18 protein-coding genes, 4 tRNA genes and 1 riboswitch are annotated in these 25,773 nt (G+C 67.9%); of the genes, 12 read left to right on the top strand and 10 right to left on the bottom strand.

Annotated elements, in window-relative coordinates; all coding sequences use genetic code 11:
• The first annotated feature begins 119 nt into the window (after positions 1 to 119).
• The 5 genes from LWW89_RS06510 (at position 120) to LWW89_RS06490 (ending at position 1,158) form a co-directional block, all read left to right on the top strand.
• Positions 120 to 193: transfer RNA gene (locus LWW89_RS06510), tRNA-Cys, on the top strand.
• 22 nt (positions 194 to 215) lie between these two features.
• A tRNA-Gly gene (locus LWW89_RS06505) sits at positions 216 to 291 on the top strand.
• Between the two features lie 70 nt (positions 292 to 361).
• A tRNA-Gly gene (locus LWW89_RS06500) sits at positions 362 to 437 on the top strand.
• A 146-nt stretch (positions 438 to 583) separates the two neighbouring features.
• Positions 584 to 668: transfer RNA gene (locus LWW89_RS06495), tRNA-Leu, on the top strand.
• A gap of 19 nt (positions 669 to 687) precedes the next feature.
• Positions 688 to 1,158, top strand: a complete 471-nt coding sequence (locus LWW89_RS06490) for a DUF1178 family protein (RefSeq protein ID WP_293262952.1) — start codon at positions 688 to 690, stop codon at positions 1,156 to 1,158.
• Between the two features lie 158 nt (positions 1,159 to 1,316).
• Here the strand turns inward: LWW89_RS06490 and LWW89_RS06485 are convergent, their stop codons facing one another.
• From LWW89_RS06485 to LWW89_RS06465, 5 genes are all read right to left on the bottom strand, one after another.
• On the bottom strand, positions 1,317 to 2,798 hold the full coding sequence (locus tag LWW89_RS06485; RefSeq protein ID WP_293262949.1) for an efflux transporter outer membrane subunit: 1,482 nt from the start codon (positions 2,796 to 2,798) through the stop codon (positions 1,317 to 1,319).
• A gap of 40 nt (positions 2,799 to 2,838) precedes the next feature.
• The gene (locus tag LWW89_RS06480) at positions 2,839 to 6,009 is read right to left on the bottom strand and encodes a multidrug efflux RND transporter permease subunit (protein ID WP_293262946.1); all 3,171 of its coding nucleotides are present in this window, start codon (positions 6,007 to 6,009) and stop codon (positions 2,839 to 2,841) included.
• Positions 6,010 to 6,018: 9 nt separating this feature from the next.
• Entirely contained in the window at positions 6,019 to 9,135 is a 3,117-nt protein-coding gene (locus LWW89_RS06475) for an MdtB/MuxB family multidrug efflux RND transporter permease subunit (RefSeq protein ID WP_293262943.1), read from the bottom strand.
• A gap of 12 nt (positions 9,136 to 9,147) precedes the next feature.
• Positions 9,148 to 10,461 (bottom strand): MdtA/MuxA family multidrug efflux RND transporter periplasmic adaptor subunit, encoded by a 1,314-nt coding sequence (locus LWW89_RS06470; protein WP_293262940.1) that lies wholly within the window; start codon positions 10,459 to 10,461, stop codon positions 9,148 to 9,150.
• A 436-nt stretch (positions 10,462 to 10,897) separates the two neighbouring features.
• Positions 10,898 to 11,842: a LysR family transcriptional regulator gene (locus tag LWW89_RS06465; RefSeq protein WP_293262937.1), complete on the bottom strand. Its 945-nt coding sequence runs from the start codon at positions 11,840 to 11,842 to the stop codon at positions 10,898 to 10,900.
• A gap of 141 nt (positions 11,843 to 11,983) precedes the next feature.
• On the opposite strand from LWW89_RS06465, the gene LWW89_RS06460 reads away from it, so the two are divergent.
• Positions 11,984 to 13,255: an MFS transporter gene (locus LWW89_RS06460; protein ID WP_293262934.1), complete on the top strand. Its 1,272-nt coding sequence runs from the start codon at positions 11,984 to 11,986 to the stop codon at positions 13,253 to 13,255.
• A 137-nt stretch (positions 13,256 to 13,392) separates the two neighbouring features.
• Here the strand turns inward: LWW89_RS06460 and LWW89_RS06455 are convergent, their stop codons facing one another.
• Complete coding sequence (locus LWW89_RS06455; protein WP_293262932.1) at positions 13,393 to 13,974, bottom strand: NADPH-dependent FMN reductase; 582 nt, start codon at positions 13,972 to 13,974, stop codon at positions 13,393 to 13,395.
• Between the two features lie 174 nt (positions 13,975 to 14,148).
• Here LWW89_RS06455 and LWW89_RS06450 point away from each other — a divergent pair, with 174 nt between their 5' ends.
• Entirely contained in the window at positions 14,149 to 15,006 is an 858-nt protein-coding gene (locus LWW89_RS06450; RefSeq protein ID WP_293262929.1) for a DUF1684 domain-containing protein, read from the top strand.
• A gap of 270 nt (positions 15,007 to 15,276) precedes the next feature.
• On the top strand, positions 15,277 to 15,894 hold the full coding sequence (gene wrbA / locus LWW89_RS06445) for an NAD(P)H:quinone oxidoreductase (protein WP_293262926.1): 618 nt from the start codon (positions 15,277 to 15,279) through the stop codon (positions 15,892 to 15,894).
• Between the two features lie 7 nt (positions 15,895 to 15,901).
• Here wrbA and LWW89_RS06440 read toward each other — a convergent pair whose 3' ends face one another.
• A complete protein-coding gene (locus tag LWW89_RS06440; RefSeq protein WP_293262923.1) occupies positions 15,902 to 16,957 on the bottom strand; it encodes an AraC family transcriptional regulator in 1,056 nt (351 codons plus the stop codon).
• 208 nt (positions 16,958 to 17,165) lie between these two features.
• On the opposite strand from LWW89_RS06440, the gene LWW89_RS06435 reads away from it, so the two are divergent.
• The 4 genes from LWW89_RS06435 to LWW89_RS06420 all read left to right on the top strand — a co-directional run bounded on the left by LWW89_RS06435 (position 17,166) and on the right by LWW89_RS06420 (position 21,698).
• Positions 17,166 to 18,833, top strand: coding sequence for an AMP-binding protein (locus LWW89_RS06435; RefSeq protein ID WP_293262920.1), 1,668 nt, complete (start codon positions 17,166 to 17,168; stop codon positions 18,831 to 18,833).
• A gap of 118 nt (positions 18,834 to 18,951) precedes the next feature.
• A complete protein-coding gene (locus LWW89_RS06430; RefSeq protein WP_293262972.1) occupies positions 18,952 to 19,719 on the top strand; it encodes a 3-hydroxyacyl-CoA dehydrogenase in 768 nt (255 codons plus the stop codon).
• Positions 19,720 to 19,738: 19 nt separating this feature from the next.
• Entirely contained in the window at positions 19,739 to 20,875 is a 1,137-nt protein-coding gene (locus LWW89_RS06425) for an acyl-CoA dehydrogenase (RefSeq protein ID WP_293262917.1), read from the top strand.
• Between the two features lie 46 nt (positions 20,876 to 20,921).
• Entirely contained in the window at positions 20,922 to 21,698 is a 777-nt protein-coding gene (locus LWW89_RS06420; RefSeq protein ID WP_293262914.1) for an enoyl-CoA hydratase, read from the top strand.
• Positions 21,699 to 21,779: 81 nt separating this feature from the next.
• On the opposite strand, the gene LWW89_RS06415 is transcribed toward LWW89_RS06420, so the two are convergent.
• The 3 genes from LWW89_RS06415 to cobJ all read right to left on the bottom strand — a co-directional run bounded on the left by LWW89_RS06415 (position 21,780) and on the right by cobJ (position 25,752).
• Positions 21,780 to 23,891, bottom strand: coding sequence for a TonB-dependent receptor (locus LWW89_RS06415; RefSeq protein WP_293262911.1), 2,112 nt, complete (start codon positions 23,889 to 23,891; stop codon positions 21,780 to 21,782).
• Between the two features lie 155 nt (positions 23,892 to 24,046).
• Positions 24,047 to 24,306: riboswitch (cobalamin riboswitch) on the bottom strand.
• Between the two features lie 88 nt (positions 24,307 to 24,394).
• The gene (locus LWW89_RS06410) at positions 24,395 to 24,748 is read right to left on the bottom strand and encodes an NAD(P)H-dependent oxidoreductase subunit E (protein ID WP_293262908.1); all 354 of its coding nucleotides are present in this window, start codon (positions 24,746 to 24,748) and stop codon (positions 24,395 to 24,397) included.
• Positions 24,745 to 25,752: a precorrin-3B C(17)-methyltransferase gene (gene cobJ / locus LWW89_RS06405; protein WP_293262905.1), complete on the bottom strand. Its 1,008-nt coding sequence runs from the start codon at positions 25,750 to 25,752 to the stop codon at positions 24,745 to 24,747. Before cobJ ends, LWW89_RS06410 begins: the two co-directional genes overlap by 4 nt.
• Positions 25,753 to 25,773 lie beyond the last annotated feature (21 nt).

Here is a 25,773-nt window from a genome sequence, read left to right as displayed (position 1 = left end):
GAGCGATACCTTGCCAAGGTATAGGTCGAGAGTTCGAGACTCTTCTCCCGCTCCAGATTTCTGGGTAAAGATTGGCGTCTTTGCCCATGTGGTTCGAACCACGCGGAATGTTTGGTTTTGGCGCGATAGCAAAGCGGTTATGCACCGGATTGCAAATCCGTGTAGGTCGGTTCGACTCCGGCTCGCGCCTCCAGTAGCTTGAAGTAAAAGGTTTTGCGGGAGTAGCTCAGTTGGTAGAGCGATACCTTGCCAAGGTATAGGTCGAGAGTTCGAGACTCTTCTCCCGCTCCAAATCAAGAAAAAGTTTGAAATCGCCTCGACTTTTTCGGTTGGTTGTACGAGGCGAGCAGTAGCAGGTTTTGCGGGAGTAGCTCAGTTGGTAGAGCGATACCTTGCCAAGGTATAGGTCGAGAGTTCGAGACTCTTCTCCCGCTCCAAGTTGAAAAGGGACGCCGTCTGGCGTCCCTTTTTTGTTTTTGCGCGCCTTGTAGCCAATTGCGCCAACAATTGGCCGATTTATCCCATTGAATCCCGTGGCAACCCTGGCTGCGGCTATAATGCGCCCTTTCGCTTTCCTCATCCTGCCCGGGTGGTGAAATTGGTATACACAGCGGACTTAAAATCCGCCGCCGCAAGGCTTACGGGTTCAAGTCCCGTCCCGGGCACCACGTGCGCACACCGCCGGCCGTGATCATCTACGACCTTTCCTGCGAACAGCAGCACCGCTTCGAAGGCTGGTTCCGCTCCGCCGAGGATTTTTCCCGGCAACGGGACGGGCGCCTGCTCGCTTGCCCGGTGTGCGGTTCCGAGCGAATCGAGAAGATTCCTTCCGGCGGCCACATCATGCATCGCACCGGCTCCACGGCAAGTACTTCCGATGGGGCGCCGGATGCTACGGCCGGGGCAACCCCGGCAACGACCGTCCCGCCGAAAAAAATCTCCCCCGAGCAGCTGCTGCGTCAGGTGGTGCGGGCATTGGTCCAGACGTCCGAGGACGTGGGCCAGGATTTCGCCAGCGAGGCGCGCAAGATTCACCTGGGCGATGCTCCTGCCCGGGCGATCCGGGGCCAGGCCAGTGACGAGGAATACGAGGCCCTGGAGGACGAGGGCATCGACGTGCTGCGCTTGCCCACCCTGGACGACGAACCGACCCACTGAAGAAATCCCGGGGACTGCCTTTTATCACGGTAGCAAGGGGCGAAAGGGGGGGCACACGGCTCCCCGCCACGTCGAAGAAAATCCAGCGGTGCTTCTACCCGGCCAATTCAGGTCCTAAATTGGCAGCCTTCACTGCCCCGCTAGGGCAACGCCCTGCCTCAGGGACGCCCGGCCGAAGCCTGGCTGACCGGCGCACCGTCGGCGGCCGCCGAATCCCCTTCCCAATGCCCCCCCAGGGCCGAGACCAGCAGGATGCTGGCGGACAGGCGCCGGCCGAGGATCTGGTAAGCGCTGCGGGCCGCCGACAGGGCGCTGGCCTGGGCGACCACCACGTTTAGATAGGTGGCGGTGCCGGCCTTGTACTGGTTGATGGCCAGCTGCTCGGCTTTTCGGGCGGCGGCCAGGGCCTTGTCCTGGACCTGGGCTTCGTTCTCCAGGATGCGCAGGGCGGCCAGGTTGTCTTCCACTTCCACCAGGGCACCCAGCACCGTCTGCCGGTACTGGGCCACGGTGGCGTCGTAGGCGGCGATGGCCTGGTCGGTCTGGGCGCGGCGCAGGCCGCCGTCGAAGATCGTCTGGGCCAGGGCGGCTCCCAGGGACCAGACCCGGCTCGGGGCGTCGAACCACTGGGCCAGGGTCTGGCTCTGGTAGCCGCCGGAGCCGGTCAGGGTCAGGGCTGGGAAGTAGGCGGCCTTGGCCACGCCGATGCGGGCGTTGGCGGCGGCTGCCTGGTATTCGGCGGCGGCCACGTCGGGCCGGCGCTCCAGCAGGGTGGAGGGCACGCCGGGCGGCACCACCGGCACGTCAGGCCGCCAGTCGGCGCTGGCACTGGCACTGGTGGCTAGGGGCAGGGCGAAATCGGCGGGCGCCTTGCCCAGCAGCTGGGCGATGGCGTGCTCCAGCTGGCGGCGCTGCAATTCCAGGTCGAGGCGCTGGGCCACGGTGGATTGATACTGGCTTTCCGCCTGGGCCACGTCGGCCTGGGTGTTGATGCCGGAGGCGAACTGGTTGCGGGTGATGTCCAGGGAGCGCTTGTAGGCGGCCAGGGTCTGGTCGTAGAGGGCCAGTTCGGCGTCGATCACGCGCAGCTGGAAATAATCCTGGGCCAAGGTGGCCTGGGCCGACAGGCGGGCCGAGGCCAGGGTAGCCTGAGCCGACAGGGTGCCCGCTTCACCGGCCTCGACGCTACGGCGCACGCTGCCCCACAGGTCAGGTTCCCAGGCGGCGCTGAGGGACAGGGTGCGCAGAGTGCTCACCTGGGTTGTGCCGGCGCTGCGGCTCCGGGTAACGCCGGCGTTGGCGCCCAGAGTGGGGAAGAAGGCGGCCCGGGCCGCCGCCGCCGTGGCCTGGGCCTGGCGGTACTGGGCCTCGTACTGGCGCAGGGTCTGGTTGTTCAGGTCGATCTGGTCGATCAGCTGGTTGAGCACCGGATCGCCGTAGATTTCCCACCAGCGGTCGGACTGGGACGGACTGGCCGGCTTGGCCGGCGTCCAGCCCGGGTCGGCGGTCGCCTCGCGGTAGGCGGTGGCGGCGGCGGTGCTGGGGCGGCTGTAGTCGGGCCCCACGGCGCAGCCGGCGAGCAGCAGAGCGACCAGGACCGGCAGCGGGCGAAGGGAAAGCGGGACGGTACGGAAGGTCATGGCGGTTCGATCAAACGGCGTCATGGAAGCAAAAGGGCGCTCAGGACTGGACAGCGGGATTGGCCTCGGCTGGCTTGCGGCCGAACAGGCGGCGCAGCCGGCCCCGGCTCCACTGGCCGAAGCGATCCAGGTACAGGTACACCACCGGGGTGGTGTAGAGGGTGAGCAACTGGCTGACGATCAATCCGCCGACGATGGCGATGCCCAGGGGCTGGCGCAGCTCGGCCCCGTCGCCGTGGCCCAGGGCCAGGGGCACGGCCCCGAGGATGGCGGCCAGGGTGGTCATCATGATCGGGCGGAAGCGCAGCAGGCAGGCGCGGAAGATCGCTTCGCGCGGGGCCAGGTTGTGGCGGCGCTGGGTGTCGAGGGCCACGTCGATCATCATGATCGCGTTCTTCTTGACGATGCCGATCAGCAGCAGCACACCGATCAGGGCGATCACGCCGAACTCGGTCTTGAAGGCCATCAGCGCCAGCAGCGCGCCGACCCCGGCGGAGGGCAGGGTGGAGAGGATGGTCAGCGGGTGGACGAAGCTCTCGTAGAGCATGCCCAGTACGATGTACATGGTGACCAGGGCGGCCAGGATGAGCAGCAACTGGCTCGACTGGCTGGACTGGAACTGCTTGGCGTTGCCCTCGAAGCCGGCCTGGATCGAGGTCGGCACGCCGATCTTGTCCAAGGCCCGCTTGACCGCGTCGGAAGCCTGGGACAGTGAAACCCCCTCGGCCAGGTTGAAGGATACGGTGGATGAGACGAACTGGCCGTCGTGGGCCACCCCCAGGGGGGTAAAGGTGGGTTCCCAACGCGCTACGGCGGCCAGGGGCACCTGGGCGCCGTTGGGGCCGATGAGCACCACGTCGCTCAGGCTTTCGGGCTGCTGCCAGAACTGGGGCGCCGCCTCCATCACCACCTTGTATTGGTTCAGGTCGTTGTAGATGGTGGAGACCTGGCGCTGGCTGTAGGCATTGCCCAGGGCCGCCACCAGCTGGCTCATGTTCAGCCCGGTGCGGGCCAGGGCGTCCCGGTCGATGTTGAGGGTGGTGGACAGGCCCTTGTCCTGAAGGTCGGTGCTCACGTCCTCCAGTTCCTTCAGCTCGGACAGGGCGGCCCGGATCGGCGGCTCCCACTTGCGCAGTTCGGGCAGCTCGTCGGACTTGATGGTGAAGTCGAAGGAGCCGCTGCTCTGCCGGCCGCCGATGCGGATGTCCTGGGCCGCCACCAGGAACAGGTTGGCCCCGGGCTCCCGGGATAGCTTGCCGCGCAGCCGGTTGATCACCTGGTCGGCGGAAACGCCCCGCTCGCGCACCGGCTTGAGGCTGATGAACATGGAGCCGGAGTTGACCCGGCTGCCGCCGGTGAAGCCCACCACCGTATCCACCGCCGGGTCGGCCTTCACGATGTCGATGAAGTCCGACAGTTTCTGCCGCATGGCCTGGAACGAAATGCTCTGGTCGGCCTGAATGAAGCCCATGATCCGCCCCGTGTCCTGCTGGGGAAAGAGGCCCTTGGGCACGATGATGTAGAGATAGACGTTGAGGGCCACCGTGGCCGCCAGGATCAGGATGGTCACCAGACTATGGTCCAGGGCCCAGCCCAGGGTGCGCCGGTAGCCGGCCTGGAGGGCGACGAAGGGCTGCCAGGCCAGGGGATTGAGGCGGGCGAGCAAGGCGCGGCGGCGCGACGGCGGCGCGGTTTCGGCGTGGTCCTGCGGGGCGGGGGAGGGGGCCTCTTCCCGGCGCTTGAGCAGCCGGGCACACATCATCGGCGTGGTGGTCAGGGAGACCACCAGGGAAATTAGGATCGCCACCGACAAGGTTACGGCGAATTCCCGGAACAGCCGGCCGACGATGTCGCCCATGAGCAGGATGGGAATGAACACGGCGATCAGGGAAAGGCTCATCGACAGCACGGTGAAGCCCACTTCCTTGGCGCCGCGCAGGGCGGCGCGCATCGGGGTCATGCCGTCCTCGATGTGGCGGGCGATGTTCTCCAGCACCACGATGGCGTCGTCCACCACGAAGCCGGTGGCGATGGTCAGGGCCATCAGCGACAGGTTGTTCAGCGAAAAACCGGCCAGGTACATGGCGGCGAAGGTGCCGATCAGGGATACCGGCACCGCCACTGAGGGGATCAGGGCCGCCCGGGCGTTGCGCAGGAAGAGGAAGACCACCAGGATCACCAGCGCCACGGCGATGGCCAGGGTGGTTTCCACCTCGCGCAGGGAGGCGCGGATGGTCAGGGACCGGTCCATGCCGGCGGCCAGGTCGATGGCCGGGGAAATGGCCGAGCGCAGACGTGGCAGCTCGGCCCGGATGCGATCGATGGTCTCGATGATGTTGGCGCCGGGCTGGCGGTTGATGATCAGGAGCACCGAGGGCTTGCCGTTGGCCGAGCCGGCGTTGCGCAGGTCCTGCACGCTATCGACTACGGTGGCGATGTCGGACAGGCGCACCGGGCCGCCGTTCACGTAGCTGACGATCAGCGGCATGTAGTCCTTGGCCGTCTTCGCCTGATCGTTGGCGCCGACCAGCCACTGGTGCTCCTCGTCCTCCACCATGCCCTTGGGGCGGTTGGCGTTGGCGTTGGCCAGGGCGGTGCGGACCGTGTCCAGGTTGATGCCGTACTGGTTCACCGCCCGGGGATTGAGCTCCACCCGCACCGCCGGCAGGGAGCTGCCGCCGACGCTGACCTGGCCCACGCCATCGAGCTGGGACAGCTTCTGGGCGATGACGGTGGAGGCCACGTCGTACATCTGGCCCTGGGACAGGGTGTCCGAGGTCAGGGTCAGGATCATGATCGGCGCGTCGGCCGGGTTCACCTTGCGGTAGGTGGGGTTCGAGGGCAGGCCCGACGGCAGCAGGGTGCGGGCAGCGTTGATGGCCGCCTGCACGTCCCGGGCGGCGCCGTTGATGTCCCGGTCCAGGTCGAACTGGAGGGTCACCCGGGTGGAGCCCAGGGAGCTGCTGGAGGTCATCTCGGTGACCCCGGCGATCCGCCCCAGGGCCCGTTCCAGGGGCGTGGCCACGGTGGAAGCCATGGTCTCGGGCGAGGCCCCGGGCAGGGAGGCGGTCACCGAGATGGTCGGGTAATCCACCTGGGGCAGGGGCGACACCGGCAGCAGGCGGAAGGCCACGATGCCCGCCAGGGCGATCGCCAGGGTGAGCAGGGTGGTAGCCACCGGCCGGTAGATGAACAGGGCGGACAGGCGCATGGGCGTGCCTTAGCGGTCGGCGCCGCTGGAACCACTGGATTCGCCGGCGCGGAGCCGGGCCGACTCCAGGCGGCGGGCCAGCCGGTCGAAGGCCAGGTAGATCACCGGGGTGGTGAACAGGGTCAGCACCTGGCTCACCAGCAGGCCGCCCACCATGGTGATGCCGAGGGGGTGGCGCAGTTCCGAACCGACGCCGGTGCCGAGCATCAGGGGCAGGGCGCCGAGCAGAGCGGCCATGGTGGTCATCAGGATCGGCCGGAAGCGCAGCAGGCAGGCCTGGTAGATGGCTTCCCGGGGGGGCTTGCCCTCGACCCGCTCCGCCTCCAGGGCGAAGTCGATCATCATGATGGCGTTCTTCTTGACGATGCCGATCAGGAGGATGATGCCGATCACCGCGATCACCGTCAGCTCGGTGCCCGAGACCATCAGGCCGAGCAGGGCGCCGATGCCGGCGGAGGGCAGGGTGGAGAGGATGGTCACCGGGTGGATGTAGCTCTCGTAGAGCACCCCCAGCACGATATACATGGTGACGACGGCCGCCAGGATCAGCCACAGCTGGTTCGATAGGGCCGACTGGAAGGCCAGGGTCGCGCCCTGGAAGCTGGTCTGCACCGCGGCCGGCAGGCCCACGTCCTGTTCCGCCTGGCGGATCAGGTCCACCGCCTCGCCCAGGGACGCGCCCTTGGCCAGGTTGAAGGAGACGGTGGCGGCGGGGAACTGTCCCTGGCGGTTGATCACCAGGGACACGGGCCGCTCCTCGATGCGCGCCACCGCCGCCAGGGGCACCAGGCCACCGGCGGTGGACGGCACCCGCAGGTCGGTCAGGGAAGTGGGGCCGGTGCGGAATTCAGGCTTCACCTCGAGCACCACCCGGTACTGGTTGGATTGGGTGAACACGGTGGACACCAGGCGTTGGCCGTAGGCGTCGTACAGGGCGCTGTCGATGGCCGCGGTGGTCACCCCCAGGCGGCCGGCGGTGTCCCGGTCGATGTTCACGAACACCTGGCGGCCCTTGTCCTGCAAATCGCTGGTCACGTCGGCCAACTGCGGGATGGCGGACAGCCGCTCCAGCACCTTGGGCACCCATTCCGACAGTTGTTCGAGGGTGAAGGCCTGGAGGGTGAACTGGTACTGGGTGCGGCTGACCCGGTCCTCGATGGTCAGATCCTGCACCGGCTGCATGTACAGGGTGATGCCCGGCACCCCGGCGAGCCGCTGCTGCAACCGGCGGATGATGTCGCTGGCCGATTCGCTGCGCTGGTCGTGGGGCTTGAGGTTGATCAGCAGCCGGCCGCTGTTCAGGGTGGCGTTGGTGCCGTCCACGCCGATGAACGAGGAGAGGCTGTCCACCGCCGGATCTTCCAGGATCGCCTCGGCCAGGGCCTGCTGGCGCTCGGCCATGGCCGGGAAGGAAATGGCCTGGGTGGCTTCGGTGATGCCCTGGATCACCCCGGTGTCCTGCACCGGGAAGAAGCCCTTGGGCACCACCACGTAGAGCAGCACGGTGAGGGCCACGGTGGCGCCGGCGACCCACAGGGTGGCCCGCTGCCGGTCGAGCACCCAGGCGAGCATGCGCCCGTAGCCGGCGATGACGGTATCGAAGAAGGCGCCCATGCGCTTGTAGAAGCGGCCCTGGCGTTCCTCGGGCACGTGGCGCAGCAGCTTGGAGCACATCATCGGCGTCAGGGTCAGGGACACCACCGCCGAAATCAGGATCGACACCGCCAGGGTCACGGCGAATTCCCGGAACAGCCGCCCGATCACGTCGCCCATGAAGAGCAGGGGGATCAGCACGGCGATCAGGGAGAAGGTCAGGGAGATGATGGTGAAGCCGATCTGGCGCGAGCCCTTGAGGGCCGCCGCCAGGGGCGTTTCGCCCTCCTCGATGTAGCGGGCGATGTTCTCGATCATCACGATGGCGTCGTCCACCACGAAGCCGGTGGCGATGGTCAGGGCCATCAGGGTCAGGTTGTTGATCGAGAACCCGGCCAGGTACATCACGCCGAAGGTGCCCACCAGGGACAGGGGCACCGCCACGCTGGGGATCACCGTGGCCGGCAGGTTGCGCAGGAACATGAAGATCACCATCACCACCAGCGCGATGGCGAACAGCAGCTCCATCTGCACGTCGTGCACCGAGGCGCGGATGGTGGTGGTGCGGTCGGTCAGCACCCGCAGCTCCAGGGCGCCGGGCAGATTCTCCTCCAGCTGGGGCAGCAGCGCCTTGATGCGGTCCACCACCTCGATCACGTTGGCGCCGGGCTGGCGCTGGATGTTGATGATCAGCGCCGGCTTGCGGTTGGCCCAGGCGGCCAGGCGGGTGTTCTCCACCCCCTCGATCACGTCGGCCACGTCGCGCATGCGCACCGGGGCGCCGTTGGCGTAGGTGACCACCATGCGCCGGTAGTCCTCGGCCGACTTCAACTGGTCGTTGGCGTCGATGGTCGAGGCCCGACTCGGGCCGTCGAAGTTGCCCTTGGCCTGGTTCACGTTGGCGGCAGCGATGGCGTTGCGCACGTCGTCCAGGGACAGGCCGTAGGCCGCCAGGGCCGCCGGGTTGGCCTGCACCCGCACCGCCGGGCGCTGGCCGCCGGACAGGGAGACTAGGCCGACGCCGGGCAGCTGGGCGATCTTCTGGGCCACCCGGGTATCCACCAGGTCCTGCACCCGGTTCAGCGCCAGGGTTTCCGAAGTCACCGCCAGAGTCAGGATCGGCGCATCCGCCGGGTTGACCTTGTTGTAGATGGGCGGCATCGGCAAGTCGCTGGGCAACAGGTTGCCGGCGGCGTTGATGGCCGCCTGGACCTGCTGCTCGGCCACGTCCAGGGTCAGGTCCAGGGTGAAGCGCAGAGTGATCACCGAGGCCCCGCCGGAGTTGATCGAGGTCATTTCGTCCAGGCCCGGCATCTGGCCGAACTGACGTTCCAGGGGGGCGGTGATGGACGAGGTGATGACGTCCGGGCTGGCCCCCGGATAGAGGGTCACCACCTGGATGGTGGGGTAATCCACCTCGGGCAGGGCCGACACCGGCAGGAAGCGGAAGGCCACCAGGCCGGAGAGCAGGATGGCCACCATCAGCAGGGTGGTGGCCACCGGCCGGAGGATGAACAGGCGCGACGGATTCATGATCGGGCGTGCTTACGGAGCGGGGGGACGGCCGCCGCCAGGGCCGCCCTGGCGGCGGTTGCCCCGATTGCCGTTGGCAGGCTTGCCCTTGGGTACGGTGGGCTCGATCACCTCGACCTTGGCGCCATCGCGCAGCCGGTCGGAGCCGTCCACCACTACCTTGTCGCCGGCGGAAAGGCCGTGCTCCACCGCCACCGCCTCGCCGTCCACCGGGCCGAGCTTGACCGGCTTGGGCGTCACCGTGTTGTCGTCGCGGACGAGGAAGACGAAGGTGCCCTGGCTGCCCCGCTGTACCGCCGCGGTGGGCATGAGCAGGGCGTCCGGACGGGTTTCCACCAGCACGCGGATGTTCACGAACTGGTTGGGAAACAGCTCGTCCTTGGCGTTGGCGAACTCGGCCTTGAGCTTGACGGTGCCCGTGGCGGTATCGATCTGGTTGTCCAGGGTGAACAGCCGGCCCGTGGCCAGCAGGTTCTTCTGGGCTCGGTCCCAGGCTTCCACCAGCACCGGGGCGCCGGAATGCAGGGCGGCCTGCACCGCCGGCAGGTTGTCCTCGGGCAGGGCGAACAGCACGTGGATCGGCTGAATCTGGTTGATGATCACCAGGCCGTTGGTATCCGAGGCGTGGACGATGTTGCCCGGGGTCACCTGGCGCAGGCCGATGCGGCCCGACACGGGGGCGGTGATGCGGGTGTACAACAGCTGGAGCTTGGCGCTGGCCACCTGGCCTTCGTCGCTCTTGACCGTGCCCACGTACTGGCGCACCAGGGATTCCTGGGTATCCACCTGCTGCTTGGAAATCGAATCCTGCTCGATCAGGGTCTTGTAGCGCGCCAGGTCTACCCGGGCGTTGGCCAGCAGGGCCTGGTCCTTGGCCAGTTGGCCTTCGGCCTGGGTCAGCTGGACCTGGTAGGGGCGCGGGTCGATCTCGGCGATCAGGTCGCCGGCCTTGACCATCTGCCCCTCCTTGAAGGGCAGCCGGAGCAGTTCGCCATCGACCCGGCTGCGCACCGTGACCGTATTGATCGGCGTCACCGTGCCCAGGGCGGTGAGGAAGACGTGCAACTCACCGCTGCGCACCGCCTTGGCCTGGACCGGCGTGGGGCGTCCCCCCGGTCCGCCGGGCCCACCGGGGCCTCCTGGCCCGCGTCCGCCACCTGGAGCGCCCTGGGCGCTGGCCTTGTCGATACCGGGGGAAGTGCCGTAATGCCAATAGGCGCCGCCGGCGGCCACGGCGACCAGGAGGCCGGCCAGCACCCAGCGGCGCCGGCCTTGGGTGAAGAAATTACGGAACGCGGCACGACGATCGTCGGAGCGGGTCGTCATGGAAACCTCGATGATGGGAAAGTAGGTGGGGCGGACGTATCAGCCGGCTGCAACGGCCCGGCGCGGTGCAGGGCCAACGGTAAGCGAAAGGCGCCATTGTCGGCCAAGTCGCGGCCGAAGGGCAGAGCGCGGAGCGCCCGGGCAACGGCCGCGCCCGTGGGGCGGGGTGATCCGGTACGGGCCGACAGGGGCCGCAGGTCCCCCGGAGAAGGTGGCTGGCGATGGAACGGCTGGCTGGAACGGCGGGGGCGAGCCTGCGGCCGGGTCTGACGCCGCGCTGCAGGACGAAAAATACCGTAAAAGCAGGCCGTGCCAAAGCACTAAAATATTCGATTTACACACCCTTACACTGCTGTCCGCCTTGGTATCCGGGCTGATACGCGACAAAAAGCCGGGGCAGGGGCAAAACAGCGGCCGATTCCTTCTTTTTTGCGATTTATCGTGCCTGGAACGGGGTGTCGGCTGCGGAAATGAATGTGGGCGAGGGATCGCCGCTGCCTTGGCGCTCCAGGCAGGCGAGAAATCCGGCCAACAGAGGGCCCGGGGGGCGGTCGCGCAGGGCCACGGCCAGGGAGATGTGAGCCCCCGGGTCGGCGATCGGCAGGTAGCGCACGTCGGGCATGCGCACGCATTCGAGGGGGGAGGGCAGTACCGTCACCCCGAGGCCGGCCGCCACCAGTCCGATCAGGGTGGTGGCTTCCCGGGCCTCCTGCACCACCTTGGGGGCAAAGCCCGCGGCCCGGCACATCTGGGCCACGGCGCGGTGGATGCCGGTGCCGGCGTCCCGGGGGTAGAAGATGAAGCCCTCGTTGCGCAGGTCGGCCAGGCTCACCTCCGGCGCGTCGGCCAGGGGATGATGGGCGTTGATCACCAGGCGCAGCGGGTCCCGGCGGATTTCGCGCAGGACCACCCCGGGCGTGTCTTCCCGGGCCAGATGGCGGACGAAGCCCACGTCGAGCCGGTCCTCGGCCAGGGCGATAACCTGGTCGGTGGAAAACATCTCGTGCAGGGTCAGGGTGACGCCGGGGGCCTGCTGTCGGTAATCCCGCAGCAAGCCCGGCAGTACGCTGGTGAACGGCACCGAGTAGGTGAAGCCGATGCGCAGCTCGCCCACCTCGCCCCGGGCGGCGCGGCGTGCCTCCTCGGCGGCGTTGCGGGTGTCGGCGAGAATCTGCCGGGCGTGGGCGAGAAAGCGCTTGCCGGCTTCGGTGAGGGCTACCCGACGGCGGTTGCGCTCGAACAGGGTCACCCCCAGCTCGCTTTCCAGGGCCTGGATCTGTTGGGACAGCGGCGGCTGGCCGATGTGCAGGCGCTCGGCGGCCCGGGTGAAGTGAAGCTCTTCGGCGACGGCGACGAAGTAGCGCAGGTGGCGCAGTTCCATTGATATTTTTAACGTATCAAAACAACCTCAATTATATATTGGACTGTTGTTTTTGCCGGGCCTAGGATGGCCTCCCATTCCACCCAAGCGCCGAACCGCCAAACCGCCGTGCCAGCCGCTTCCGCCCTTACCGCCCCCTCCATGCCCCCCGCTGCCAGCGTTTCACCCGCAACCGTGCCCAAGGCCGAGGCCGAGATCGAGATCGAATCCACCCGCATCAAGAGCGGCACTCCCGAATTCCGCAAGGTCAGCCGGGCCATGTTCGTCGGCGGCTTTTCGGTGTTCGCCATGCTCCACGGCGCCCAGCCGCTGATGCCCATGTTCTCCCAGGAATTCGATCTGTCGCCGGCTTCCGCCAGCGGCGTGGTGTCGGTGGCCACCGCGGCCCTGGCCTTCGCCCTGATTCCGGCCAGCATCCTGGCCGACCGCCTGGGGCGCAAGCCGATCATGGTCGGCGGCCTGGCCCTGGTGGCTTTGTTCACCCTGATTTCCGCCGCTTCCGAGGGCTTTTCCCAGCTGCTCTTCTGGCGCGCCCTGCAAGGCATGGTCCTGGCCGGGGTGCCGGCGGTGGCCATGGCCTATCTGAGCGAGGAGGTGGAGCCCAATTCCCTGGGCTATTCCATGGGCCTCTACATCGCCGGCAACTCCATGGGCGGTATGAGCGGCCGCCTGGTGGCCTCGGCCCTGGGGGACATGGCCTCGTGGCGCACGGTGATGGTCACCCTGGGCATTTTCGGCCTGTGCGCCTCGGTGATGTTCCTCAAGAGCGTGCCCCGCTCGCGCCATTTCACCCCCACCCCGGGGCCGTGGCGCGACCTGCTCGCCACCCTGCGCCGCGACGCGGCGGCCCACCTGGGCGACCCGGGTCTGCGCTGGCTGTTCGCCCTGGGCTTTTTGATCATGGGTTGCTTCACCAGCACCTACAACTACCTGGCCTACCATCTGGGCGAGGCCCCGTTCAACCTGCGGCCGGCCCTGGCCGGGGCAGTGTTCATGGTCTATCTGGTGGGGCCGGTGGCCGCCACGTGGACCGGCCGGCTGGCCGACCGGCTGGGGCGCCGCCAGGTGATGTGGGCCACCATGCTGCTGATGCTGGCGGGGGTGCTGACCACCCTGGTGTCGCACTTGGCGACCATCGTCCTGGGGGTGGTGCTGCTCACCTTCGGCTTCTTTGCCAGCCACTCGGTGGCGAGCAGTTGGGTGGGGCGCCGCGCCACCCATGCCCGGGGCCTGGCCTCGGCCCTGTATCTGACCTTCTATTACCTGGGCGCCGGGGTGCTGGGCTGGGCCTCGGGCCTGGCCTGGGGGTTCGACGGCTGGTTCGGCGTGGCCGGGGTGCTGGCCCTGTGCCTGCTGGCCGGGGTGGGCATCGCCGTGCATCTACGCCGCATTCCGCCGCCGGCCAACGCCTGACCGGCCGGAAAGCCAATACTGGCGCGGGGTTTCAAAAGCCCCCTCTGGAATGCCGCGCCGTGCAACGATCTTGAATCATGCCGCCCCGAACCCCGCGCCAGTATTGGCTCTCGGGGTGGCGGCTTTTTGCGGCTGCCTCAATCGGGGATCGTTGCACCGGCGGCGCAGCGGCGCACGAAGGTGTGGAAGTGGCGTAGCTGCTTGGCCAGGAAATCCCGGGTCAGCGCGTCGGTGAGCTGGCCGTTGGCGTTCACCTTGGTATGGGCGGCGCCGACCATGGCTTCCGGCGTGTTCATCACCTGGCCGTTGAGAAAGACCAGGATCTGGCGCAGGTGATACTGGGCCCGGGCGCCGCCGAACACGCCCATGGAGGCGCTCTGGATCAGGATCGGCTTGGCCGCCAGGGGCTGGGGCGAAAGCCGCGACAGCCAGTCGATGGCGTTCTTGAGCCCGCCGGGCACCGAGTAGTTGTATTCCGGGGTGACGATCACCAGCCCGTCGGCGGCCCGGATCGCATCCGCCGTGCGCGTCACCACCTCGGGAAAGCCCGCCGCCTGGAGATCGGCGTCGTAGATCGGGTAGCCCGCCACCGAGGGCAGGATTTCCAGCGACATCCCCGGCGGTGCCAGCTGCCCGAGGGCCCGGGCCACCGCGGCGTTGTAGGAACCCTGGCGGACGCTGCCCACCAGCACGACCAGCTTCACGGGGATGGCACTCATGGCATTTCCTCGCCCGGGCGGGCTGAACTATGACGAAAGTCAGAGTCCCGGTTACCCGGTAAGTTCGGGGCGACCAGCCCGCTACCCATTCCGAAGGACCATTTCCGGGCCGTATCATGGCGGGGTTCTCGCCGTGCAGCCCCATCGACCATCCTGCTTTACTGGAGCCTTCCCATGTCCCACGCCCCCGCCACGCCCCTGGACCGCTGGCAGCACTGGTGCGACCGGCGCCGCGCCGAACTGTCCAGCCCCGACAGCTGGCTCGGCCTGATTGGCTTGATCTGGCTGGAGCCCGGCGCCAACTGGGTCGGCAGCGCCCCCGGCAGCGCCGTGGCGTTGTCCGAGGGCCCGGCCCACCTGGGCGACCTCGTGTGGGACGGCAGCAGCGCCGCGAGCCTGCTGTGGCGCTCCGCTCCGGGCAGCCCGGCACGCATCGAGTCCGGTGCTGAAAGTCACACCGCAGGCGTGGACGGCATCGTTCTGGCCACCGACGCGGCGGGTGCGCCGGACACCGTGGCCGTGGGCGACCTGCGCTTCTTCGTGATCGCCCGGGACGGCAAGCTGGCGGTGCGTCTGCGCGACCTGGGCTGGCAGGCCCACGAACCCTTCGCCGGCCTGGATTATTTTCCCTTCGACCCGGCCTGGCAGGTGGCCGCCGTCTGGGAGCCCCTGGCCCCGCCCCAATCCATGGAGGTGCCCAGCGTCACCGGCGAACTGAAGACTGTCGTGGTTCATGGCCGGGCCGTGTTCGAGCGGGACGGCCAGCGCCACGAGTTGTTGCCCATGGAAGAGGGCGAGGACGGCTATTTCTTCGTCTTCCGCGACCTGGGGGCAGGCCGGGACACCTATGGCGCCGGCCGCTTCCTGCGCGCCGCGCCGCCCCGGGACGGCCGGCTGGTGCTGGACTTCAACCGGGCCTACAACCCGCCCTGTGCCTTCACCCCCTTCGCCACCTGCCCCCTGCCGCCGCCGGAAAACTGGCTGAAGATCGCCATATCCGCCGGCGAGAAAAAGTACGCCGGCCACGGCTGATCCGCCGAGGCACCATCGCAGTCCGTCGGAAGCGGTGCCCGCCCATGGAGCGGGCACCGTCATTTCGTGCCTGGGCCTTTGTTGCAGCGTCACGGGCACCTTCCGGCGGCAGCGTTATCGCTACGCCGCCGGAACGCCAGCCGGGCGTCCGGGTCAACCCGGTGTTCCACCCGCTGGACCGGTGGCGCGCCTCTCGGGGTTCCGGCGGTTGCGCCGCGTCCGGCCGAGCTTTTCAACCCGCGCAATGCGCGCACCGAGAGGGGCAACGCGATGGCAACGAAAATCCAAGTGGTGTTCTACAGCATGTACGGCCACATCCACACCATGGCCGAGGCCGTGGCGGCCGGTGCCCGGGAAGTGGCGGATACCGAGGTGACCGTGTGGCGGGTACCCGAGCTGGTGCCCGACGAGGTGTTGGAGAAAAGTGGCGCCAAGGCCCGGCAGGCAGCCTTTGCCCACCTTCCGGTAATTGCACCGGAGCAGCTGGCGGAAGCCGACGCCATCATCTTCGGCACCCCGACCCGCTTCGGCAACATGTGCGCCCAGATGCGCAACTTTCTCGACCAGACCGGCGGCCTGTGGATGAAGGGCGGGCTGATCGGCAAGGTGGGCAGCGTGTTCACCAGCACCGCCACCCAGCACGGCGGGCAGGAATCCACCATCCTCAGCTTTCATACCACCCTGCTGCACCAGGGCATGGTGATCGTCGGCGTGCCCTATTCGGAAGCCCGGCAGATGACCATGGCCGAAATCACCGGCGGCAGCCCCTACGGCAGTTCCACCCTCACCGGCGGCGACGGTTCCCGCCAGCCGAGCGAAAACGAGCTGGCCATCGCCCGCTTCCAGGGCCGCCACGTGGCCCAGATCGCTGCCAAGCTGAAGGGCTGACGGCACATCATTCGCCGAGTCCGGCGCCGCCCTGGAACCGCCGGCGGTATTCCCCGGGGCGGGTGCCGGTCCATTTGCGGAAGGCCCGGTGGAAGGCGCTGGCCTCGGCGAAGCCCAGTTCCATGGCCACGTCGAGCACGCTGCGCGAGGTGTGGCCGAGCAGGTCCAGGGCCAGGTCGCGGCGCAGTTCGTCCTTGATCGACTGGTAGGACTGGCCTTCGTCCTCCAGATGGCGGCGCAGAGTCGAGGCGGCCATGTTCAGATGCCGGGCCATGCGTTCCAGGTCGGGCCAATCGGCCGGCGCGGTCTGGCGCAGGCGGTGGCGCAGGCGGGCGGTGAGGCTGCGCGGGTTGCGGTACTTCACCAGCAGGTTGGCCGGGGCTTCGCGCAGGAATTCCTTGAGGGTGCGTTCGTTCTGCACCACCGGCAGGGTCAGGTAGCGGGCGTCGAAGGCCACCACCGTGGCCGGCCCGCCGTCGCTCAAACTGGGGCCGAAGAACACCCGGTATTCATCCTCGGTGCCCGGCGGCAGGGCATCGCGGAACACCACCGACTGGTAGGGGATGCGCCGGCCCACCAGCCAGCAGGCCAGGCCGAACAGCAGCAGCAGGAAGGTGGCGTGGGCGAAGAAGCGCTGCGGCCCCCGGTGCTGGTGCAGGGTCAATTCGGCCCGGCCGTCGCGCACCTCCAGGGAACCGCCCAGGTCGTCGAGCACCAGGCCGAAGAAGCGCAGGGCCCGGGTCAGGGCCCGGCCCAGGTTGGGAGCGTCCAGGGTGGCGTGGCCGAGCAGGGTGAAGCAGCCGGGCTTCATGCCGTGGGAGTCCATGGCGAAGAATTCGTCGTCAAGCACCCGGGTCAGGCCGTGCCAGAGGATGGCGTACTGGCCGGCGGAGACCCGGGCCTGGGGCACGTCGAGCAGGCGCGGGGCAATGCCGGCCTCGGCCAGCAGGGCGTCCACGCCGATCCCCCGCTGCCGGGCCACGAGCAGGGCTTCATTGACGAAATTGACGGCGATGGTGCCCTTTTCGGAAGCGGTGAGGGCGGTGGAAGCGGCGGCGGGCATGGACGGAAACGACGGTGGGAGACAGGTGGGAGCGGGGCAGGGCGGGATGCTGCTTTGCAGTATGGCAAAAACGCTCAGTCATTTTGACCGATTTTGGCATGGAGAGGGGGCCGGGGGCTTTCTAGACTCTGCGTTTTCCGGGCGTCCGTGGGCATCCGGACGTGTTGCCAGAATTTCCAGAATTGCCCGAAGGAGCGAGAGAGACACCATGAGCATTCCCAATTACGCCGACGCCATTGCCAATTTCCGCGTCGAGGACGTGGCCGCCCTGTTCGACGGCGACCTGGAAAAGGGCATCAACGCCTGTTACGAATGCTGTGACCGCCACGCGACCCCGGGCAAGGTTGCGCTGCAATGGGAAGGCAAGGACGGCGATTCCGCTACCTACACCTTCGCCCAGCTCAAGGAGCTCTCCGCCAAGTTCGCCAACTACCTGGTGAGCCGGGGCGTGAAACCGGGCGACCGAGTGGCCGGGCTGATGCCCCGGGTGCCGGAACTGCTGGTGGTCATTCTCGGCACCTGGCGTGCCGGAGCGGTCTATCAACCTCTGTTCACCGCCTTCGGCCCCAAGGCCATCGAATACCGCCTCGACCGCAGCGAAGCCAAGCTGGTGGTGACCGACAGCGTCAACCGCAGCAAGCTCGACGACGTGCACGGCTGCCCGCCGGTGCTCACCGTGGTGCGCAGCAACGCCACCCTGGCCGCCGGCGACGCCGACTTCTGGGCCGAGGTGGACAAGCAATCCACCGAATTCGCCCCGGTCATGCTGCGCGGCGACGACCTGTGCATGATGCTGTTCACCTCCGGCACCACCGGCCTCGCCAAGGGTGTGCCGGTGCCGATCAAGGCCCTGATGGGCCTGGGCCAGTACATGCGCCAGGCGGTGGATCTGCGCGACGGCGACGTCTACTGGAACATCGCCGACCCGGGCTGGGCCTACGGCCTGTACTTCGGCGTCACCGGCCCCTTGCTGCAAGGCCACGCCACCACCTTCTACGACGGCCCGTTCACGGTGGAATCCACCTACCGGATGATCGAGAAGTACAAGATCACCAACCTGGCCGGCGCCCCCACCGCCTACCGCCTGCTGATCGCCGCCGGCGAACAGGCGGCCCTGCCGGTGAAGGGCAAGCTGCGGGTGGTGAGCAGCGCCGGCGAACCCCTCAACCCGGAAGTGATCCGCTGGTTCGAAGAGCACCTGGCCTGCCCGATCTATGACCACTACGGCCAGACCGAAATCGCCATGGTGGTGTGCAACCACCATGCCCTGAAGCACCACGTCCAGCCCGGTTCCGCCGGCTTTGCCCTGCCCGGCTACCGGGTGGCGGTTGTGGCGGAAGAGGGCGGCGAGGCGGTGGAACTGCCCCCGGGCAAGCCCGGCATCCTGGCGGTGGACCGCTCCCAATCGCCCCTGTTCTGGTTCCCCGGCTACTGGCAGCAGGACACCAAGTCCTTCGTCGGCCCCTACTACCTGACCGGCGACACCGTGGAGCTCAACGACGACGGCAGCATCAGCTTCGTCGGCCGCAGCGACGACATCATCACCTCGTCGGGCTACCGCATCGGGCCTTTCGATGTGGAAAGCTGCCTGATCGAGCACGAGGCGGTGATGGAAACCGCCGTGGTGGGCAAGCCCGATCCGGAGCGCACCGAGCTGGTCAAGGCCTTCGTCATCCTGCGCGACGGCTACAAGGCCAGCCCGGAACTGGCCGAGGAACTACAGATGTACGTCAAGCACCGCCTGGCCGCCCACGCCTATCCGCGGGAAATCGAATTCGTCGCCGAACTGCCCAAGACCCCCAGCGGCAAGATCCAGCGCTTCCTGCTGCGCAAGCAGGAGGCCGAAAAGGTCAATCCGCCGGCCCAGCACTCCTGATTGCCGAATCCCCGGGGACGGCCTAAGGTGGTCCCCGGGGCCCTGTTCCGCCGCGCCCGCCCCATGCGGGCGCGGCACCATGCACAACTCCCAACACTCCACTAAGAAGGACGACTCCATGCAACTCGAAAACAGCGTCTTCATCGTCACCGGCGGTGCTTCCGGCCTGGGTGCCGCCACCGCCCGCATGGTGGTGCAAGCCGGCGGCCGCGCCGTGCTCGCCGACATGAACGCCGAGGCCGGCCAGGCCCTGGCTGCCGAGCTGGGCGCCAACGTCCGCTTCGTGCAGACCGACGTGGCCGACGAAGCCAGCGCCAAGGGCGCCGTGGATGCGGCCGTGGCCGCCTTCGGCAAGGTCGACGGCCTGGTCAACTGTGCCGGCGTGGCCCCCGCCGAGAAGGTGCTGGGCAAGGAAGGCCCCCACCGTCTGGCCAGTTTCGCCAAGGTCATCAACATCAACCTGGTGGGCAGCTTCAACATGATCCGCCTGGCCGCCGAAGCCATGGCCAAGAACGAACCCAACGCTCAGGGCGAGCGCGGCGTGATCGTCAGCACCGCCTCGGTGGCCGCCTTCGACGGCCAGATCGGCCAGGCCGCCTACGCCGCCTCCAAGGGCGGCATCGTCGCCCTGACCCTGCCTATCGCCCGGGAACTGGCCCGCTCCGGCATCCGCGTCATGACCATCGCCCCGGGCATCATGGAAACCCCGATGCTGCTCGGCATGCCTGCCGAAGTGCAGGACGCTCTGGGCAAGATGGTTCCCTTCCCCTCGCGCCTGGGCAAGCCGGCGGAGTACGCCTCCCTGGTCAAGCACATCGCAGAAAACAGCTACCTGAACGGCGAAGTGATTCGCCTCGACGGTTCCATCCGCATGGCGGCAAAGTAATTTAAACAAGGAATTAGCGATGATTCTTAATCAAGAACATCAGATGATCCGGGACACCATGCGCGCCTTCGCGCAGGAGCGCCTGGCCCCCTTCGCCGCCGAGTGGGACAAGAACCACACCTTCCCCGCCCAGGCCCTCAAGGAGTTGGGCGAGCTGGGTGCCCTGGGCATGGTGGTGCCCGAGGAGTGGGACGGCGCCGGCATGGACTACATGAGCCTGGTGCTGACCCTGGAAGAGATCGCCGCCGGCGACGGCGCCACCTCCACCATCGTCTCGGTGCAGAACTCCCTGGCCTGCGGCATCACCATGAAGTACGGCAGCGATGCCCAGAAGGAAGAGTGGCTCAAGCCTCTGGCCCGGGGTGAAAAGCTCGGTTGCTTCTGCCTGACCGAACCCCACACCGGCTCCGACGCCGCCGCCATCACCACCCGGGCCGACCGGGACGGTGACCATTTCGTGCTCAACGGCGTCAAGCAATTCATCACCACCGGCAAGCACGCCCACATGGCCATCGTCTTCGCCGTCACCGACAAGGCCGCGGGCAAGAAGGGCATCTCCTGCTTCCTGGTGCCCACCGACACCAAGGGCTTCGTCGTCGGCCGCACCGAAGAGAAGATGGGTCAGCATGCTTCCGACACCGTGCAGATCATCTTCGAGGATTGCCGCGTTCCCGCCTCCGCCCTGCTGGGCAAGGAAGGGGAGGGCTACAAGATCGCCCTGTCCAACCTGGAAGCCGGCCGCATCGGCATCGCCGCCCAGTCCATCGGCATGGCCCGGGCCGCCTATGAGGCTGCCGTGCGCTACGCCAAGGAGCGGGTCACCTTCGGCGTGCCGATCATCGAGCACCAGGCGGTGAACTTCCGCCTGGCCGACATGGCCACCCTGCTCGACGCCGCCCGCCTGATGGTGTGGCGTGCCGCCCAGCTCAAGGACGCCGGCCAGCCCTGCCTGAAGGAAGCTTCCATGGCCAAGATGTTCGCCTCGGAAGCCGCCGAGAAGATCGCCTCCGACGCCATCCAGATTCACGGCGGGGTTGGCTATACTGCCGACTTCCCGGTGGAGCGCATCTATCGGGACGTGCGCATCTGCCAGATCTACGAGGGTGCCAACGACATCCAGCGCCTGGTGATCGGCCGCTCCATCGCCAGCGAATAAGGCTGGGGCCGAGACCGATCGGCAACCACAACAGGATCAACGAGACATGAGTTACGAAAACATTCTGGTCGAGACCCGCGGCAAGGTGGGCCTCATCACCCTCAATCGGCCCAAGCAGCTGAACGCCCTCAACGACGCCCTGATGGACGAAGTGGGTGCCGCCCTGGCCGTGTTCGAAGCCGACGAAGGCATCGGTGCGGTGGTCATCACCGGCTCCGAGAAGGCCTTCGCCGCCGGCGCCGACATCGGCATGATGGCCCAGTTCAGCTACATGGACGCCTACAAGGGCGACTACATCACCCGCAACTGGGAAAAGGTGAAGACCTGCCGCAAGCCGATCATCGCCGCGGTGGCCGGCTTCGCCCTGGGCGGCGGCTGCGAACTGGCGATGACCTGCGACATCATCATCGCCGCCGACACCGCCAAGTTCGGCCAGCCCGAAGTCAAGCTGGGCATTCTGCCCGGCGCCGGCGGCACCCAGCGCCTGCCCCGCGCCGTGTCCAAGGCCAAGGCCATGGACCTGTGCCTGACCGCCCGCATGATGGGCGCCGAGGAAGCCGAGCGCGCCGGACTGGTGTCCCGCGTGGTCCCCGCCGACAAGCTGCTCGACGAGGCCCTGACCGCGGCCGCCCAGATCGCCGAGTACTCCCTGCCGGTGGTGATGATGATCAAGGAAAGCGTCAACCGCGCCTTCGAATCCGGCCTGGCCGAAGGCCTGCTGTTCGAGCGCCGCGCCTTCCACAGCTGCTTCGCCCTGGACGACCAGAAGGAAGGCATGGCCGCCTTCGTCGAAAAGCGCAAGCCCAGCTTCAAAAACAGCTGAACGCCGTTCTCCGCCGCAACGAAAACCCCCGGTCCAGGCCGGGGGTTTTCGTTTTGTGCTTCGTACTTAGTGTTTCGGGGATCAGAAGCCGATGCGCAGCCCCAGCCGCACCGTGCGCGGCTCCAGAGGGTGGATCAGCCGGCCGTCGATGCCGGTGCCGCCGCCGCAGGCCCCGGCGTTCAGTTCGTTGCGGGTGCAGGCCCCGCCCCAGTACTCGATGTCGTTGGCCTTGCGGTCGAACAGGTTGAGCACGTCCAGGGTCAGCTGGACCCGCCGGTCGAAGCGGTAGCCGAGCCGCAGGTTGGCCATCCAGAACGGGGACGATTTCTCCTGACCCGTTTCCTCCAGATCGTAGGCCCCCAGGTAGCGCAGGCGCAGGCCGCCGGACCAGGGGCCGCCCTGGTCGTAGCTCAGGGCCACGGATGCGGTGCGCGGGATGGCGTTGGGTACCCGGTCGCCGCCGTTGACCGGCGTCTTGAAGCGGGCCTGGGACAGGGCCAGATCGGCGTCGAGCAGGAAACCCCGGCCCAGGGCGACGCTGTTCGACCATTCCAGCCCATGGCGGCGCGAGGCGCCCCGGGGCTCGGTGACGCCCTCGTCGCCGACGAACACCAGCTCCGAATCCAGGTCCATGCGCCACACGGCCAGGGTGGATTGCCAGCCCGGCAACAGGGTGGTGCGCACCCCGATCTCGCTGCCCTGGGTGCGCACCATCAGGGGCACCGCGTCCACCGGCGTGCCGTCCTTGGGATTGACCCGGGCCGTGGCGCCCCGGGCGTCGTTGCTGTGAAAGCCCCGGCCCCAGTTGGCGTAGTACTCGGTGCCGGAGAAGGGGCCGAAGGCCACGCCGAGCTTGGGGCTGGTCTGGCGGCCCGTGGCGCTGCCGCCGTTGTCCATGTTGAAGGCGCCGGCCAGGGGCGTCACCTCGGCGCGGATCTGGTCGTGGCGCAGGCCCAGGGTGGTACGCAGCCAGGGCAGCCAGGGAGTCTTCAGCGCCGTGTAGAGCGCCGTGGCGGTCTGGCGGATGCGGTCTTCCCGGACAGTATCGGTGCGCTGGCGCAGCACGGTGTCGTAGAGGCCGACGCTGCCGATCTCGTCGCGGCGCAGTTGGCCGCCCAGCACCAGTTCCGAACCCAGCAGCCGGGGGCCGAGGAACCAGCTGCGGCTGGCCTGGCCGCCCCACACGGTGCGCCGGTCGGCCTGCTCGTGCTGGTCGCCCTGGGGGCCGTTGATGAAGCCGGAAGGGCTGCTGAACAGGTTGAGGCCGTAATCGACGACGTACACGCTGGCCTGGGTGGCGGTGTCCGCGCCGAACTGGCTGCCGCTGGCGGCCCATTCGCCGGATAGGCTGTAGCGGTGGGTGCTGCCGCCGTCCTTGGGCGACAGGGCGCCGTAGCGGCCGATCTCGCCGCTGGCGATGGCCCGTTCCGGCACGTGTTCGGTGGCGGTCCAGCGCGCCTCGTAGGCCAGGGCCGAGATCGAGTAGCCGTCCCGGGCGGTGCCGGACGACAGACGCAGCACGGCGTTGGTGCGGCCCAGGTGCTCGGGCTGCTCCCAGGGGCCGTTGTTGCTCGATGCCTCCACGGCACCGAGGAAGGTCAGCCCGCCCAGGGGCATGCTGGCGGCACCCAGGGCGCGCCGGTAACCGTTCTGACCGGCGCCCAGTTCGACGAAATTGGCCGGCAGGGCGCGCTGGTAGTCGATGCGCGCCGAGCCGGTGGCGGAAAAATCGCCGTCCTCCACCGCATAGACCCCCTTGCGGTACTGGATGCCGCTGACCAGCTCGGGAATCAGGAAGTTGAGGTCCATGTAGCCCTGGCCGTGGGCGTGGCTGACCATGTTCACCGGCATGCCCAGGACGCTGGTGGCAAAGTCGCTGCCGTGGTCCAGGTTGAAGCCGCGCAGGAAGTACTGGTTGGCCTTGCCGTCGCCGGAATGCTGGGTGACGATCAGCCCCGGCACGGCTTCGAGCACCTCGGCGGGGCGCAGCAGGGGCCGGTTGGCCAATTGTTCGGCGCTGACGCTGCCTTCGCTGGCGGTGTCGGCGATGCCGACCAGGGCCTGCTTGCTGGCCTGGACGGTGACCTCGCCCAAGGTTTCGGCGCCCACGGCCTGGAGGGGCAGGGCGGCCAGCAGCCATGACCAGCGGTTGAGCCGGAGGCGGATGCGCCCGGCGGTATGGCGATGCTTCATGAAAGACTCCCGTTCGGCGACCCGGCCGATGACGGAAGCGCGCGGAGGCGAGTGGCGGGCCTCGACCCACCTGCTGCACCTCGACATATCCCTGCGTCGTCGCGCTTTCGTCTGCATCCCCGCAGCCGGTCGCATGGTTCGGCGCCCTTCCCAAGGCGCTCTGGATTGCAGCAGGCCGGTCTCCGGGCTTGCGGGTCTTGAACGATCGCCTTCCCATGGGGCGAGCCTGGCGGAGCATTGCTCCGACAAACCCGATGACCACAGTGGCTGCGCCTTCCGGGGAGGAAGGGGCATGACCGTTCCGCACTCGCTTACCGTTGCGGGGGCAGCCAGGGCTTGGCGGCGAGGAGCTCGCCGCGCACCCTGTTCCCGTTTCACCCGCGTTGCCGCGGGCACCTGCTGGTTTGTTGTTTGCCCGATGGGGTATTTGCTGCGCACTGCGGCGGCAATCGGCGGCCTCGGGCCGGGCCGCCGCGCCGTTTTTCAACGTTTATTGAGACCGATCACTCCGCGTCGGCACAGTCGCCGGGCCCCTGATGGAACACCAGATCGGCCACAGGCCGGCCATCCCGCAGATGCTCGGCGACGATGCGGTCCATGTTTGCGGCGGTAACGTTGTAGTACCAGGTGCCGTCGGGCTGCACGCACATCACCGGGCCACCCTTGCAGGCGGCGAAGCAATTGACCCGGGAGCGCTTCACCCGCAGGTCGCCCTCGGTCAGGCCGGCGGCCTTGAGCTTGTCGCCCAGGCTGTCGAAAAGGGCCTGGCCCTCGCCATTCTCGGTGCAGCGGGGGCCGGTGCACACCAGCAGGTGGCGCCGGTAGGCCCCGATCTTGGGTTTGACCGCCTCGCTCATGCCTCGGCCTCGGCGCTTTCGGCGACGTCCTCTTCCGGGCCGGCAGCCAGGGCGGACGCAATGTAGTCCTCGGGCAGACGGTACTCGCGGGCCAGCTCGGCGGCGCTCTTGCCGCTCTCGCGAATGGCTTCCAGCCAGCCGTTGAGGCCGGTGGACAGGGACCGGCCAGCCTTCTCGCCGTCCTTGGTGGCGCGCTCGCCGTCTTCCACCGCGTACTTGTTGGCGTAGCCCCGGGGCGTGACCATCAGGCCGCCGCGGAAGAAGGTGTTGGAGTTGCCGATGAGCACGGTGGACAGCATGCCGATGTCGGCCTCGGCCATCTTTTCCAGGGTGGTGAATTCCAGGCGCTGCTTGGGACGGAAGGCGCTTTTGACGATGGCCACCGGGGTGTTCGGGTCGCGGTGGCGCAGGAAGATGCGCTGGGCTTCCTGAATCTGGCGGGTGCGGCGGCCGCTCTTGGGGTTGTAGAGGGCCACCACGAAGTCGGCGTAGGCCACGGCGTCCAGGCGGCGGGCGATGGTGGGCCAGGGGGTGAGCAGGTCCGAGAGGGAAATGGCGCAGAAATCGTGGGTCAGGGGGGCGCCAACGAGGGCGGCGCAGGTGTTGAGCGCCGAAGCGCCGGGGACGATTTCCACCTCGATGTCGGAATCGGGCGTCCAGCCGGCCTGGAACAGCACCTCGAAGGTGGGGCCGGCCATACCGTACACGCCGGCGTCGCCGGAGGAGATCAACGCCACCTTCTTGCCTTGCTTGGCCCGGTCCAGGGCTTCGATGGCCCGGTCCAGCTCCTCGGTCATGGACTTCTTGATCACTTCCTTGCCGTCGATCAGGTCGGCCACCAGGCGCACGTAGGTGACGTAGCCGATGATGGTGTCGGCTTCGGCGATGGCGGCCCGGGCGCGGCCGGTCATGTGGTCCACGGCGCCGGGGCCCAGGCCCACCAGCATGATCTTGCCGGTCTTGACCGGGGCGTCGGTGTTACCGCTTGTTTGAATTTCGCTCATGAAGTCGCTCCTCGGAATTTC

The organism is Oryzomicrobium sp. (assembly GCF_021287045.1).
Classification (GTDB): Bacteria; Pseudomonadota; Gammaproteobacteria; order Burkholderiales; family Rhodocyclaceae; genus Oryzomicrobium.
This window is presented reverse-complemented; position numbering and strand designations above follow the sequence as displayed.